Below are 14,865 nucleotides of genomic sequence, written 5' to 3' on the forward strand. Positions count from 1 at the left end.
TGACCGCTTTGGGCGAAAGCAGACCTACACGGCGGAAAGCAATGCTGCCCGATAAGCTCAGGCCCTTTTCGCTGCTCATTTTCCAGTACATCTACCATCGCAGAAAGGCGGTCGGCCACATCCCTGTCGCGCAAATCGGATTGACAGGGCCCCCGAGGCACGCAAGCGCGTAATCCGAGCAGCACCCCAACCTTGTTGTCGGATTACTGGCCTCCCTGGCCTAATCCGCGCTGAGCTCCACCTTCGCCACCCTTGCCACCACCAGCTCGATCAGCTCCGCGATCAAGGGCCGGAAAGTGGCCGCACTGCCGCCCTGCCCCAGCATGACGGTGCGCGTGGTCAGGTGTGAAAAGACAGCGTCGAAGAGTATCTGCGGCAGGTTGGAAAACGAGGTGTCGGGCGCGATACGGCCCTGGGTACGCTGCTGTTCCAGCAGGCGCAGGATCAGCGCGTGCCACACTTGCGGGCCGTGTTCGTACCAGGTGAGGCCCACGGCCGGCACGGCGGCGGCGCCCGTGACGACGAGGCGGTAGAAATCCACGTGGCGGGGGCTGGTGACGACGGCAACCAGTTCATCGAGGATCAGCTGCAAGCCCTGCTCCAGGCCCGCTTGCGAGGTATCGAGGCGGCGCAGGTCGATGATGAAATCGGCGCACAGGTATTCGACCACGGCCACCAGCAGGTCCTGCTTGCTGCCAAAGTAGCGGTAGGCGGTGGCTTTCGAACCACCCGCCTCGGCCACGATGGCATCCATGCTGACGCCATCGTAGCCCGAGGAGAGGAAGAGATCCGCCGCCGCCACCAGCAGCTTGCGCCGCCGCTCCTCGCTTCGGGTACTCGGGGAAGCTGGAACGGTGCGCAACTGGGGCATGAAGCAAACTCTTACTGTGTCTTGGGAAGCGCGTATGCTATCACGTAATCCCCACGGTCCGGGCTCTGGCGGGCGCCGCCTGCGACCACCACGACGTACTGGCGGCCCGACTTGGGCGACACATACGTCATCGGCGTGCCTTGCGAACCTACAGGCATGCGCGCCTTCCACACTTCACGGCCGGTGGCGATATCCATGGCGCGCAAATAGTAATCCTGCGTGCCCGCATAAAACACCAGGCCGGACGCCGTGCTCACGCCACCACCCAGGGTCGGCATGCCCAGCGGGATAGGCAACCTGGCGCGCACGCCGTTGATGACGGCATCGCGCACCGTGCCGGCCGGTCGCTCCCACACTTTCGTGCGCGTCTTGAGGTCGATGGCGGCAAACACGCCCCATGGCGGACTTTGGCAGGGAATGCCCAGCGGCGAGTTAAACGCCTTGTGGTCGATGACGAACGGCGTGCCATCCATCGGATAAGTGCTGCCCACGCCGTGGCCCGACGTCAGCTTGGCCACGTCCACCGTTTCGCGCGGCACCAGCTTGACCACTTGCGGCATGCGGATATCGTTGACGAACATATAGCCATTGCTTTCATCGACGGCCGCGCCGCCCCAGTTGAAGCCACCGTAGTAGCCCGGATAGATCAGCGTTTCGCGGGTGCTGGGCGCCGTGAACTCGCCCTGGTAATTGAGCTTGCGGAAGCTGATGCGGCACGCCAGCTGGTCGAAGAAGGTGGCGCCCCACATGTCGCGCTCCGTCAGCGTTTCCGCACCGAGGGCCGGCATGCCGGTGGAATATGGCTGCGTCTTTGCCACCCAGTCGCCGGCCGCGTGTTCCTGCGGCACGGGTTTTTCCACCACGTCCGCGATCGGTTTGCCCGTGCGGCGGTCCAGCATGAATATCTGGCCACGCTTGGTCAGCTGCACCAGCGCGGGTATTTTTCCACCCTTGCCGTCCGGGACGTCGTACAGGGCCGGCTGCGCGGCCACATCGTAATCCCAGATATCGTGGTGGACGGTTTGATACGTCCAGCGCTCGCGGCCCGTGGCCATGTCGAGGGCGACGATGGCCGACGCGTATTTTTCCGTCAATGGCGGACGCTTGCCGCCCCAGAAGTCGGGCTGCTCGTTCCCCGTCGGCAGATAGACCAGGCCCAGTGCATCATCAAAAGCGGGCGTCGACCACATGTTCGGCGTGCTGCGCGTGTACGTCTGCCCTTCCGGCGGAAGCTTCGTGATGGCCGGATTGCCCAGGTCCCAGGCCCACACCAGCTCCCCCGTGTCGGCGCTGTAGGCGCGCACGACGCCCGACGGTTCGTCGGTGGAGCGGCCATCGAAGACCCAGCCGCCGAGGATGATCAGGTTGCGCGCCACCGTGGGCGCGGACGTGTAGGCGTAGTACGGCACGTTCATCTTGACCTTGCCCAGGCCGACGGTCAGGTCGACGGAACCCTTGTCGCCGAAGCCCTCGCACTGCTTGCCCGTCTGCGCGTCGATCTGAATCAGGCGCGCATCCATGGTCACTTGCACGATGCGCTTGGCGCAAACGCCCGCCACCGGCGCGCTGGCCGCTGTCATGCCGTCAAAGTGAAATGGCTTTGTCACTTTGGCCGGCTCGTAGTAAGCCACGCCACGGCAGCGGTTCCACGTTTTCGTGTTGGCCGGCTTCGGATCGAAAGTCCAGCGCTCCTTGCCCGTGTCCGCGTCCAGCGCGATGACTTTGCTGGTCGGTGTGCACGTGTAGATGGTGTCGCCGATCTGCAGCGGCGTGTTCTGCGCTTCGGACGCGCCTTCGGCCAGCTCGCCCGAGCGGTAAGTCCACGCCACTTGCAACTGATCGACGTTAGCCTTGTCGATCTGCGTGTAGGGCGCGAAGCGCGTGCCCTTCGGTCCATAACCATAATGCGCCCAGTTGGCGCTGCCGTCATTGATGGCCGTCACAACATCCTGCTGCGGCTGCGCGGTGGCATCCAGCACGCCGTGCGGCTTGAACATGGCAGAGAAACCGGCCACCAGCACGACGGCAAACAGGGCCGCGAAACCGCGCGACTGCGCATTATGCTTGCGACCCGCGAGCCACGGATGCAGCAAGGCGGCCGCCAGGCCGATGACGAGGAACGGCGCCAAACGCGGCACCATGGGCCAGAAGGCAAAGCCGATTTCCCACACGGCCCACAGCAAAGTGGCCAGCACCAGCACGCCGACAACGCCGCTCGCCAGCGGCTTGCGGCGCAAATACAGCACGCCGGCGAGAGTCAAACCGAGACCGGCCAGCAGGTAATACCAGGAACCGCCGAGGGTAATCAGTTCGATGCCGCCCGCCGCCAGGGCCAGGCCGGAAAATCCAAGAAAAACGCCAAAAACCGTCAAGGCAAGCCGCTTGCCCCTGAAGACCGCCGGGATCGCCGGCGCCCCTTTATTTACTGAAGTGTCCATTTTTTATCCATGACGCCTCCCCTGCCCAGGCCAACACGCCGGGGATGGCTGATTTTTTAAATCTACGTAGTGAAACTGTACTGTACGGTTTCATTTTATGCCGATTTTTGACGCAAGGAAAGAAAAATTGACGCAGGAGCTTGATTTTTAGCGGGGATGGGAGGAGGTGCTGCCGGTTTTGACGTTTAAACAAACGCCGTTGGAACGCTCGAAAAACGCCCAGGGCCAGGCGCCGCGTCGAAGACAGTACGAATAGTACGGCGAGACGCGGCAACAACGCCCTGGGCTTTTTCTCGAGCGTTACAAAGAGGCCATATCGATCACGAAGCGATAGCGTACATCGCTTTTGACGACCCGCTCAAACGCCTCATTGATATCCTGGATGCGGATGATCTCGATGTCCGACACAATATTGTGCTTGCCGCAGAAATCCAGCATTTCCTGGGTTTCCTTGATCGAACCGATCATGGAGCCGGACAGGCTGCGGCGCGCGCCCACCAGGCCGAAGGCGTTCACTGGCGGCACGGCGCCGTCGGGGATGCCGACGATGACCATGTTGCCATCGACTTTCAGCAGGTTGATGTACTGGTTCCAGTCGATCGAAGCGCCCACGGTGCAGATGATCAGATCGAACGTGCCGGCCAGCTTGCTGAACGTTTCCGCATCGTTGGTGGCGTAGTAATGGTCGGCGCCCAGGCGCAGGCCGTCTTCGCGCTTCGACAGGGTCTGGCTCAGCACCGTCACTTCGGCGCCCATGGCGTGGGCGATTTTCACGCCCATGTGGCCCAGGCCACCCATGCCCAAAATGGCGACCTGCTTGCCAGGACCGGCTTTCCAGTGGTTCAGCGGCGAGTACAGCGTGATGCCGGCGCACAGCAGCGGCGCGGCCGCGTCCAGCGGCAGGTTGTCGGGAATCGACAGCACATAGCCTTCCTTGACGACGATGCTGTCCGAGTAGCCGCCCTGCGTGGCCGTCTTGCCGTCCGCTTCCAGGCCGTTGTAGGTCTGGATCAGGCCAGGCATGTACTGTTCCAGGTCCACATTGCGCGTCTTGCAGGTGGTGCAGGAATCGACGAAGCAGCCCACGCCCACGTGGTCACCCACCTTGAACTTGCTGACGTTGGCGCCGACGGCCGTGACGACGCCGGCGATTTCATGGCCAGGCACCATCGGGAAGGCGGCGCCGCCCCATTCGTCGCGCGCCTGGTGGATGTCGGAATGGCACACGCCACAGTATTTGATCGAGATGGCCACGTCGTCTTCGCGCGGGGCGCGGCGCTCGAACGTGAACGGTTGCAGTGCGGAAGTCGGGCCCAGTGCGGCGTAGCCTTTGGCGATGGTGGTCATGAAAACTCCTGTATCTAGATGTGTGTGACGAGGGGGACGCGTGCCATGCATGCGATTGCACAAGTGTGCCCGAGATGCCGGCCCGCCGTTACCGCGATCCTGCAAGACCTTTGCACGATCCTCCAAATCTGCGTAAGATCAACCCCTGCCCTTACCTACCTGACGCATACTGGCCCACATGTCCACCCTGTCCACACCTATCCTCCCGCAAGATGAAATCGCCGCCCTGATCAGCCGGCACGCGCCGCGCACGGGCGACTACGCGACGGCCATCGGCAACCTGACGTTCCACCGCCAGTCGTCGGTCACGGAATCGCTGTTCCATGCGGCGCGCCCAAGCGTGGCCATCATCGCGCAGGGGGCGAAAGACGTCACCCTGGGCACGGACACCTTCCATTACAGTCGCATGCAGTATCTGCTGACGTCCGTCGACCTGCCGGTGCAGGTGCGCGTGGTGGAAGCGAGCGTGGACAAGCCGCACCTGTGCGTGGTGCTGGGCATCGACATCGCCGACGTGGCCGCGCTGCTCGATAGCGAAAGCAGCAGCGACAGCGCGGCGCAGCAGAAAATCCTGCCCGCCACACGCGGCATTTCCGTCAGCGACGTGTCGGCCGAGCTGCTCGACGCCATGCTGCGCCTCGTGCGCCTGCTGGACAAACCAGGGGAAATCGCCACCTTGGCGCCATTGATCCGCCGCGAACTGACCTACCGCCTGCTCAATGGCCCCGTCGGCGCGCGCCTGCGCCACATGGCGCTGGCCAGCAGCCAGTCGCACCAGGTGGGACAAGCCATCGACTGGATCAAGCACAATTATTGCGAGCCGCTGCGCATCGAGCACCTGGCCGGCATGGCGAACATGAGCATGTCATCGCTGCACCACCACTTCAAGGCGATTACGGCCATGACGCCGATGCAGTACCAGAAGCTGCTGCGGCTGCAGGAAGCGCGGCGCCTGATGCTGGTCGAGCAGATCGACGCGGGCACGGCCGGCTACCGGGTCGGCTACGCCAGCGAATCGCAGTTCAGCCGCGAATACAGCCGCCAGTTCGGCCGCGCGCCCATGCGCGACGTGGGCCAGGTGCGCGCGCAACTGAGCGGTGCCAGTGCCAGTGCTGACATGGCCTACTCCGTCTTGCCGTAACCGCCGCCACCCGGCGTCTCGATCACGAACACATCGCCCGCCAGCATGCCGGTCTTGCCGATATGCGCCAGGTGCTCCACCGTGCCGTCCGCCCGCTCCACGTAATTGCGTCCCAGCGCGCCCGCCGCGCCGCCATCCATGCCGAAAGGCGGATGGATGCGGTTGTTCGACAGGATCGCCGCCGTCATCGCTTCCAGGAAGCGCACGCGCCGCACGCCGCCATTGCCGCCGTGCCAGCGCCCCGCCCCGCCGGAACCTGGACGGATGCTGTAGCTGTCCAGCCGCACGGGAAAGCGCCACTCCAGAATTTCCGGGTCCGTCAGGCGCGAATTGGTCATGTTCGTCTGCACCACGTCCGTGCCGTCGAAGCCGGGGCCGGCACCCGAGCCGCCCGATATCGTCTCGTAATACTGGTACTTGGCGCTGCCGAACGTGAAATTGTTCATCGTCCCCTGCGACGCCGCCATGGCCCCCAGCGCGCCATACAGGGCATTCGTGATGCAGGTCGAGGTTTCCACGTTGCCCGAGACGACGGAGGCCGGATACTGCGGGTTGAGCATGGAGCCGGGCGGGATGATCACGGTCAAAGGCTTCAGGCAGCCCGCGTTCAAGGGAATCTCGTCGTCAACGAGGGTGCGGAACACGTACAGCACGGCCGCCATGCAGACGGCGGACGGCGCGTTGAAATTGTTCGGCAGCTGGCTTGAGGTCCCCGTAAAGTCGATGACGGCACTGCGCCGCGCCACGTCGACCCTGATCGCCACCTGGATGCGCGCGCCGTTGTCCAGGTCCAGCACATAGCCGCCATCCTTCAGGGTGGTGATGACCCTGCGCACGGCTTCCTCGGCATTATCCTGCACGTGGCCCATGTAGGCTTGCACGACAGGCAAACCGAAATGCGCGACCATCTTGTGCAGCTCCTCGGCCCCCTTCTGGTTGGCCGCCACCTGGGCGCGCAGGTCAGCCAAATTCTGCTGCGGATTGCGCGCCGGCCAGCTGGCGCCCGCCAGCAGGGCCAGTGTTTCCGCCTCGCGCAATAGTCCCGTGGCGCCGTCGACCAGCTTGAAATTGTCGATCAACACGCCCTCTTCCTCGATGCGCGTGGAGTCGGGCGGCATGGAGCCCGGTGTGGTGCCGCCGATGTCCGCATGGTGGCCGCGCGAACCGACATAGAACAGGATGGCAGTATCCTCCTCATCGAACACGGGCGAGATCACCGTGACGTCGGGCAAGTGCGTGCCGCCGTGGTACGGGTCGTTCAGCATGAAGACGTCGCCCGGCCGCATGGTTCCCGCATTGCGCGTCATGACGGTGCGGATGCTCTCGCCCATGGAACCCAGGTGCACGGGCATATGCGGCGCATTCGCGATCAAATGGCCTTGCGCATCGAAGATGGCGCAGCTGAAGTCGAGCCGTTCCTTGATGTTGACGGAATGGGCCGTATTTTGCAGGCGCAGGCCCATCTGCTCGGCAATCGACATGAACAGATTATTGAAAATTTCCAGCATCACGGGGTCGGCTTGCGTCCCGATGGCGCGCCGCTCCGGGAGGGCGGCGACCCTGCGCAAGATCAAATGGCCGTGCGCCGTGACGTCCGCGCGCCAGCCCGGTTCGATCACGGTGGTGGCGTTGGCGTCGCTGACGATGGCCGGGCCATCGATGCTATCGCCGGGGCGCAGGCTGTCTGCCCCATACAGGCCGCTGTCGCGCCACGCGCCGGCGCAGTACATGGCCACCGTCTGCACGGGCGCCAGCACGCCTGCACGCGGCGCATGGACCGGCGCGGCCACTTGCGGCGCATCGGACGCGCCGATGGCTTCCACGGAAATGGCCTCGACGATCAAGGCGCGCGCCGGCATCAAAAAGGAAAAGCGTTTTTTGTAGGCCGCTTCAAACTGCGCCTGCATGCCGACGGCCGTGTCGAACAGCACGACGAGGGCGGAATCCGTGCCCTCATAGCGCAGGTGCACTCGCGACACCAGCGCGATGCGTTCCTGCCCCACGCCCTGGCGCAGCAAGTCGCCGCGCGCCAGTTCTCCCAGCGCCGCGAAATCAGCCTCCAGGTCCACATCCAATGCCGCTTCGATGGCCCGCTCGCGCATGGCGCTCTGGTCGGCCAGGCCCATGCCGTAGGCCGACATCACGCCGGCCAGGCTGTGGATGAACACCGTGCGCATGCCCAGCGCATCGGCCACCAGGCAGGCGTGCTGGCCGCCCGCGCCGCCAAAGCTGGTGAGCGTATATTCGGTGACGTCGTGGCCGCGCTGCACGGAAATCTGCTTGATGGCGTTGGCCATGTTCCCTACGGCGATGGCGATGTAACCTTCGGCCACCTGTTCCGGGGTGCTGCCTACCGTGCGCGCCAGCGCTTCGAACTGGGTGCGCACGGTGGCCGCGTCCAGCGCTTCATTGGCGTCGGGGCCGAAGACGCGGGGGAAGAAGGCGGGCTGCAGCTTGCCCAGCATGACGTTGCAGTCGGTGACGGCCAGCGGGCCGCCGCGCCGGTAGCTGGCAGGGCCGGGATTGGCGCCCGCGCTGTCCGGCCCCACCTTGTAGCGGGCGCCGTCGAAATGCAGGATGGAGCCGCCGCCGGCCGCCACCGTGTGGATGCTCATCATGGGCGCGCGCATGCGCACGCCGGCGATCTGCGTCTCGAACACGCGTTCGAACTCGCCCGCGTAATGCGACACGTCGGTGGAGGTGCCGCCCATGTCGAAGCCGATGACTTTATCGAAGCCGGCCAGGGCGCTGGCGCGCACCATGCCGACGATGCCGCCCGCGGGGCCGGACAAGATGCTGTCCTTGCCCTGGAAGGCGCGCGCATCCGTCAGGCCGCCGTTCGACTGCATGAATTGCAGGTGCACGCCGGGCAGCTCCATCGCCAGCTGGTCGACGTAGCGGCGCAAAATCGGCGACAGATAGGCGTCGACCACCGTGGTGTCGCCGCGCGCCACCAGTTTCATCATGGGGTTGACCTCGTGCGATACGGAGACCTGCGTAAAACCCAAGTCGCGCGCCAGCTGCGCCACCCGCGCCTCGTGCGCGTGGTAGCGGTAGCCGTGCATCAGCACGACCGCGATGGCGCGCACGCCACGCGCATAAGCCTGTTCCAGCGCGGCGCGCGCGGCGGGTTCGTCGAGCGGGGTCACGACTTCACCGTGGGCGCCCGTGCGTTCATTGATCTCGATCACGTCGCCGTACAGCAGTTCCGGCAAGATGATCTGGCGCGCAAACAGCTGCGGGCGGTTCTGGTAGGCGATGCGCAAGGCGTCGCGAAAACCACGCGTGATGGCCAGCACGGTCGGCTCGCCCTTGCGTTCGAGCAGCGCATTGGTCGCCACCGTGGTGCCCATCTTGATGGCGCCCACCCGTTCGACGGGCAGCGGCGCGTCAGGCGCCAGGTCCATCAACTGGCGCATGCCGGCCAGCGCCGCGTCGCGGTACTGGCCCGGATTCTCCGACAGCAGTTTATGCGTGGCCAGGCTGCCGTCAGGACGGCGCGCCACGATGTCCGTAAAGGTGCCGCCCCGGTCGATCCAGAATTGCCAGTCCATCGCCTTGCCCCCGCGCTTATGTGAGATGGCTATTGTAGCTGCCAAACAGGGACGCGTTTCAGGCGTGCGCGCCTTGCCTTTCGCCCGCTTCGGCCTTATGTTGAAGACATGCTGACTAACGGAACACGCTCCATGCCCCTGATCGACTCTGCAACACCGCTGTACTCCATCGCCGAACTGCGCGCCATCGAACAAGCGGCCATGCAAGACCTGCCGCAAGGGCTGCTGATGCAGCGCGCGGGCCAGGCTGCCGCCAGTGCCGCCCTGAAGCTGCTGCACGCCCAGGAAGATGGCGACGGCGCGGGCCACCGGCGCGTACTGGTGCTGGCCGGCCCCGGCGACAACGGCGGCGACGCGCTGGAAGCGGCGGCGCACCTGGCCGGCAGCGGCACCGAGGTACTCGTCTGGCTGGCGCCCGAGGCGCAAGCCACGTCGCCCGAGCGCGAACAGGCGCTGGGCCGCGCGCGCAACAGTGCCGCGCGCTGCATGGAAGCGGCAACCTCGATGGCGTCGGCGGCAGTGGGCGCGGCGCCCTGGCACCTCGTCATCGATGGCCTGTTCGGCATCGGCGCGTCGCGTCCCCTGGATGGCGAATGCCGCGACATGGCGCAGCTGGTCAACAATCTCGCTTGCCCCGTGCTGGCGCTCGACGTGCCCAGCGGCCTGCACGCGGACACGGGCGCCATCGACGGCGTCGCCATCCGCGCCACGCATACACTCACCTTCATCGGCGACAAGCCGGGCCTGCACACGGCGAATGGCCGCGACTACGCGGGGGAAGTGGAAGTGGCCGCGCTGGCCATCGCCCCTGCCCTGCTGCCGCCAGCCAGGGCCCATTTGGGCGGCCTGCACCTGTTCGCGCGCCAGTTGCAGCCGCGCCGGCAAAACACGCACAAGGGCAGCTATGGCAGCGTGGCCATCATCGGCGGCGCGCAAGGCATGGCCGGCGCGCCTATCCTGGCGGCCCGCACGGCCCTGCATGCGGGCGCGGGACGCGTCTACATCGCCTTTCCCGACGCACCGCCCGCCTTCGACAGCGGCCAGCCGGAACTGATGTGCCGGCACGCCAGGGACGTGGATTTCTCGGGCCTGCACTTTGCCGCGCTGGTGGCGGGGCCCGGCCTCGGCGACAAGGCCGGCACGGTGGAGCTGCTGCAGCGTGCCATTGACAGCGACAGCCCCCTGCTGCTGGACGCGGACGCGCTGAACCTGATGGTGGCCGAGCCGGAGCTGCAATCGGCGCTGGCCGTACGCACGGGCGCGGGGGCGACGATACTGACGCCGCATCCGCTGGAAGCGGCACGCCTGCTCGACATGACGGTGGCCGAGGTGCAGGCCGACCGCCTGGGCGCAGCGCGCCAGCTGGCCACGCAGCTGGGCGTCATCGTCGTATTGAAAGGTTCGGGCACGGTGATCGCTGCACCCGATGGCCAAGTCGTCGTCAACAACACCGGCGGCCCCGCCCTGGCGACGGCTGGCACGGGCGACGTCTTGTCAGGCCTGTGCGGCAGCCTGCTGGCGCAGGGCTGGCCGGAATGGGAAGCGGCGCTGGGCGCCGTATGGCTGCACGGCGCGGCGGCCGATGCACTGGTGGCCGCAGGCAGCGGCCCGATCGGGCTGACGGCCGGGGAATTGATCCCGGCCATCCGAAAATTGATCAATGCCTTGTCGGAGGCTTGAGCGAGTTGTTGGATTAGCCCGCAAGCGCGTAATCCGACAACCACCAGCCGCAATTACACCAACCTGCCCGCTGCAATCGTGATGGTCCGCCCGCAGCGGGCCGCAATCGAACTGTCATGCGTGACAAGCACCAGGGTCGATCCCCGTTCGCGGTTGAGCTCGAACATCAGCTGGATCACGGCTTCACCGGTGGCGGCGTCCAGGCTGCCCGTCGGTTCATCGGCGAACAGCAGCGGCGGCTCCGTCACGAACGCGCGGGCCAGGGCCACGCGCTGCTGCTCGCCGCCGGACAAGTATTTCGGATAGTGCTTCAAACGGCTGCCCAGGTTCACTCTCCCCAGCATGGCTTGGGCCTTTTCCTTCGCGTCCGGGTCGCCGCGCAATTCCAGCGGCAGCATGACGTTTTCCAGCGCCGTCAGGTGGGCCAGCAGCTGGAAGGACTGGAACACGAAACCGAGCTTTTCCTTGCGGAAACCGGCGCGGCCGTCTTCGTCGAGGGCGAAGATATCGGTGCCATCGAGGATGACCTTGCCCTCGCTGGGCGTGTCCAATCCCGCCAGCAAACCCAGCAAGGTGGACTTGCCGGAACCGGAGGCGCCGACGATGGCCAGCGTCTCGGCCGTTTGCACGGTAAAATCGACTTGATGCAGGATGGTCAGCTCACCATCGGCATCGGGTACGCGCTTGGCCAGCTGGACCACTTCGATGGCCGGCCGGGCATTTTGGCTGTTGGGTGCGGCGGGCCGCTGGGCCGCTGCGTCTGATGGGAGAAAACTGGTGGAAGTCGCTTTAGGGAATTCGGGCATGCTGATCTATCTTAAAAAATTTCGTGAACAAATAAGTGTCAAGGGCAGCAGCCGCATGCGGCGGCGCACCCTGTCCTTGCTTCCTGCGGCAGCCCTGCTCCTGGTGTCAGGCATGACGAACGCCTATTCTGCACCAAAAACGCTGCTGGTGCTCGGCGATAGTCTCTCGGCCGAGTATGGGCTGGCACGGGGCACGGGCTGGGTGGCGCTGCTGGAACAGCGGCTGCAAGCGCAAAAGAACGATACGCGCATCGTCAACGCCAGCATCAGCGGCGAGACCACCAGCGGCGGCCGCGCGCGCCTGCCCGCCCTGCTGGCGAAGCATCAGCCCGACGTCGTGCTGATCGAACTGGGCGCCAACGACGGCTTGCGCGGCTTGCCCGTGGCGGCCGCCGAGGCGAATCTGCGCGCCATGGGCGAAGCGGCCAAAAAATCGGGCGCGCAAGTGGTGCTGGTGGGCATGCGCATGCCGCCCAACTATGGCCGCGCCTATGGCGAGCAGTTTTATGGCGTGTACGGCAAGCTGGCCAGGGAATGGAAGGCCCCGCTGGTGCCCTTCATGTTCGAAGGCATCGCCGACCAGCCGCAGCTGTTCCAGGCCGACCGCATGCACCCGAATGCAAAGGCGCATCCGACGATTCTGAAAAATATCTGGCCACAGCTGGCGCCGTTGCTGAAAGCAAAGTAAAGCAGCCCATTCCGCAGACAAAAAAAATAGCCGCTCGAAAGCGGCTATTTTTATGTGTGGAAACTAATCTTACGGCGCTTCCGGCGCTGGGGTGGCTGGGGCGGTGACCGGTTTGACGATCTTCACCTTGGCCTTGGCTTTCAGGTACTCGACGTAATCGAACATTTCCTGTTGTGCCAGGATACCGCTGATCTGGTCTTTCTCTTGCTGGCGGCGCGCTGCGTCGACTTGCTCCGGCTGCTGCACCTTGGCGATGCGGTAGATGCCGTAGCCCAGGGCTGGCAGGTCCACGCCCACATAGGCTGGCAGCTTGCTCGTGTCCGCTTTCATGACTTGCGCGATGGCGGCACGGTTGATGCCGTCCAGCTTGCTGCGCGATACCCATTGCGCAGCGCCGAAACCGCTGGCGTCGCCCGAAGCCTTCAAGGCAGCCAGCTTGGTCTCGCCCGCTTTCTTGGCCAGCTTTTCCGCTTCTTCCAGGGTCACGCGCTGACGGATCATCGCTTCGACTTCGGCCAGCGGACGCTTGCTGGCAGGCTTGAATTCCACCACCCGGCCAGCGATCAGCACGTTCGGCGCAACGGTCACGGCTTCCGTGTTGCGCTTGTCTTTCAGCGAATCGTTCGAGAAGATGGCGGCCAGGAACTTGGCGTTGTTGAACGGTGCCTTGCCCAGTGCTGGCGACGGCGTGCGCGACAGGTTGGCGACGCTTTCCACTTTCAGTTTCAGCTTGTCGGCCACCGGCTTCAGGCTGTCCGATTGCTCGTAGACCGTGTTGGTGAACGTTTCCGCCATTTCCGAGTATTTCTTGGCAGCAAATTGCTTGCGCAGGTCGGCCGTGATTTCGCCGCGCACTTCGTCCAGCGCACGCACGTGCTGTGGCTTGAGCGAGGTGACGGTCAGGATGTGGAAGCCGAAATCGGAAGCGACGACGTCGCTGATTTCGCCCTGCTTGAGTTTCGCGACAGCGCTCAGCAGCGGAGCTGGCAAGCCATCCTTGCCAATCACGCCCAGGTCGCCGCCCTGTTCCGCGGATGCCGGATCTTCCGACTTGGCTTTCGCCACGGTGGCAAAGCTGGCAGGCGCCTTGCGCACGTCAGCCAGGATGGCTTCGGCCTTGGCCTTGGCGGCGGCCTTGTCGGCAGCCGATGCGTCTTTCTTGACGGCGACGAGGATGTGGCTGGCCTGGCGCGCTTCTTCCGTCGTGTAGGCTTTCTGGTTCTTCGCGTAGTAGCCCGTCACGTCGGCGTCGGTGACATCAACTTGCTCGCCGGCAGCGCTGTCGTCCAGCACGACGTATTCGATCTTGGCTTGTTCCGGGATTTCGAAGAACTTGCTGTTCTTGTCATAGAAAGCCTTGATCATGGCGTCCGTCACTTTGACTTCCGGCACGTACTGGGCGATCGGCAACAGCAGTTCCTGCACTTCACGCTCTTCCGAGGTGATGTCGGACAGGCGCTTGGAGACGGTGCCAGGCGCGAAGGCGGTGCCTTGCACGGCGCCGGCCAGTTGCTGCAGGGCCAGGTCGCTGCGGCGGCGCGCATCGTACATCTGCGGCGTCATGCCTTGGGCAGCCAGCATGGCCTTGTAGCGTTCCAGGTCGAATTTACCGTCCGGCAAGGTCAAGCCTGGGATTTCCAGCACTTCCTTTTGCAGCACGGCATCGCTGATGACCAGGTGGCTACGGCCCACTTCGGCGGCCACGGCGCGCTCGGCGATCAGGTTGTCGAGGATGCTCTGGCGCGCTTCCGGCGTGTCAAACATTTTTTGGTCGAACTGCTCGCCCATCATCTGGCGATAGCGGTCGATCTGCTGGCGTTGCGCTTCTTCATATTGCTGCTGCGTAACGACCTGGTCGCCGACCTTGGCGATGGTGTTCGCGCCATCGCCGAAGCTTTGGTAGCCGCTGATACCGACCAGTGCAAAAGACGGGACGATGACCAGCATCAGGAGAAACTGCATCAAGCGTCGATGGGTACGAATAAATTCAAACATGGTCAGCCAATTCGGGATGAGTGGATCACTATAAAAAAAGGCGAACATGCGTTCGCCTTGATTTCTTCGGCGGAATGGACGGGACAGATGTCCACTTCCCCTTTAGATTCAACAACTTGGCGCTGGAACTAAAGCAGGATTCTGACGCCCAAGCCATTATCTCCTGATTCTACAATGCCCATAGCGCTATAGCAAGAGTAAATCAGGGCGCGCGCCCTGCCCTGGCGCCGCCTGGACGGCAAGGCGCCAGACTCGGGCATTTAACCCTGCGCAGCTTAAAGCGGATTTAAACGCAGGCGTTTTTATTCAAAACGGCAGGAGGGGATTTTAAAAAGCAGGCGCGCG

9 protein-coding genes are annotated in these 14,865 nt (G+C 64.4%); 3 read left to right on the forward strand and 6 right to left on the reverse strand.

From position 1 onward, the window contains the following. Positions 1-220: 220 nt before the first annotated feature. The 3 genes from CSQ93_RS04270 to CSQ93_RS04280 form a co-directional block, all read right to left on the reverse strand. On the reverse strand, positions 221-871 hold the full coding sequence (locus CSQ93_RS04270) for a TetR/AcrR family transcriptional regulator (RefSeq protein WP_099376914.1): 651 nt from the start codon (positions 869-871) through the stop codon (positions 221-223). An 11-nt stretch (positions 872-882) separates the two neighbouring features. Next, positions 883-3,309, reverse strand: coding sequence for a membrane-bound PQQ-dependent dehydrogenase, glucose/quinate/shikimate family (locus CSQ93_RS04275; RefSeq protein WP_099376915.1), 2,427 nt, complete (start codon positions 3,307-3,309; stop codon positions 883-885). Between the two features lie 300 nt (positions 3,310-3,609). Beyond that, the gene (locus tag CSQ93_RS04280; protein ID WP_092716513.1) at positions 3,610-4,656 is read right to left on the reverse strand and encodes an NAD(P)-dependent alcohol dehydrogenase; all 1,047 of its coding nucleotides are present in this window, start codon (positions 4,654-4,656) and stop codon (positions 3,610-3,612) included. A gap of 178 nt (positions 4,657-4,834) precedes the next feature. Here CSQ93_RS04280 and CSQ93_RS04285 point away from each other — a divergent pair, with 178 nt between their 5' ends. Next, positions 4,835-5,797 carry an AraC family transcriptional regulator gene (locus CSQ93_RS04285; protein ID WP_199534249.1) on the forward strand — a complete coding sequence of 321 codons (963 nt, stop codon included), beginning with the start codon at positions 4,835-4,837 and terminating at the stop codon, positions 5,795-5,797. Here the strand turns inward: CSQ93_RS04285 and CSQ93_RS04290 are convergent. Beyond that, positions 5,779-9,351: a hydantoinase B/oxoprolinase family protein gene (locus tag CSQ93_RS04290; RefSeq protein WP_099376916.1), complete on the reverse strand. Its 3,573-nt coding sequence runs from the start codon at positions 9,349-9,351 to the stop codon at positions 5,779-5,781. The two genes, CSQ93_RS04285 and CSQ93_RS04290, sit on opposite strands and share 19 nt — an antisense overlap. A 132-nt stretch (positions 9,352-9,483) precedes the next feature. Here CSQ93_RS04290 and CSQ93_RS04295 point away from each other — a divergent pair, with 132 nt between their 5' ends. Beyond that, positions 9,484-11,031: an NAD(P)H-hydrate dehydratase gene (locus CSQ93_RS04295; protein ID WP_099376917.1), complete on the forward strand. Its 1,548-nt coding sequence runs from the start codon at positions 9,484-9,486 to the stop codon at positions 11,029-11,031. Between the two features lie 53 nt (positions 11,032-11,084). Here the strand turns inward: CSQ93_RS04295 and CSQ93_RS04300 are convergent, their stop codons facing one another. Beyond that, positions 11,085-11,837, reverse strand: coding sequence for an ABC transporter ATP-binding protein (locus tag CSQ93_RS04300; RefSeq protein WP_402718129.1), 753 nt, complete (start codon positions 11,835-11,837; stop codon positions 11,085-11,087). A 55-nt stretch (positions 11,838-11,892) separates the two neighbouring features. Between CSQ93_RS04300 and CSQ93_RS04305 the strand changes: the two genes are divergently transcribed. Next, the gene (locus CSQ93_RS04305) at positions 11,893-12,525 is read left to right on the forward strand and encodes an arylesterase (protein ID WP_199534270.1); all 633 of its coding nucleotides are present in this window, start codon (positions 11,893-11,895) and stop codon (positions 12,523-12,525) included. Positions 12,526-12,594: 69 nt separating this feature from the next. Here CSQ93_RS04305 and CSQ93_RS04310 read toward each other — a convergent pair whose 3' ends face one another. After that, complete coding sequence (locus CSQ93_RS04310) at positions 12,595-14,520, reverse strand: SurA N-terminal domain-containing protein (protein WP_199534250.1); 1,926 nt, start codon at positions 14,518-14,520, stop codon at positions 12,595-12,597. Between the last annotated feature and the right edge of the window lie 345 nt (positions 14,521-14,865).

The organism is Janthinobacterium sp. BJB426 (genome assembly GCF_002735705.1).
Lineage (GTDB): Bacteria > Pseudomonadota > Gammaproteobacteria > Burkholderiales > Burkholderiaceae_D > Janthinobacterium.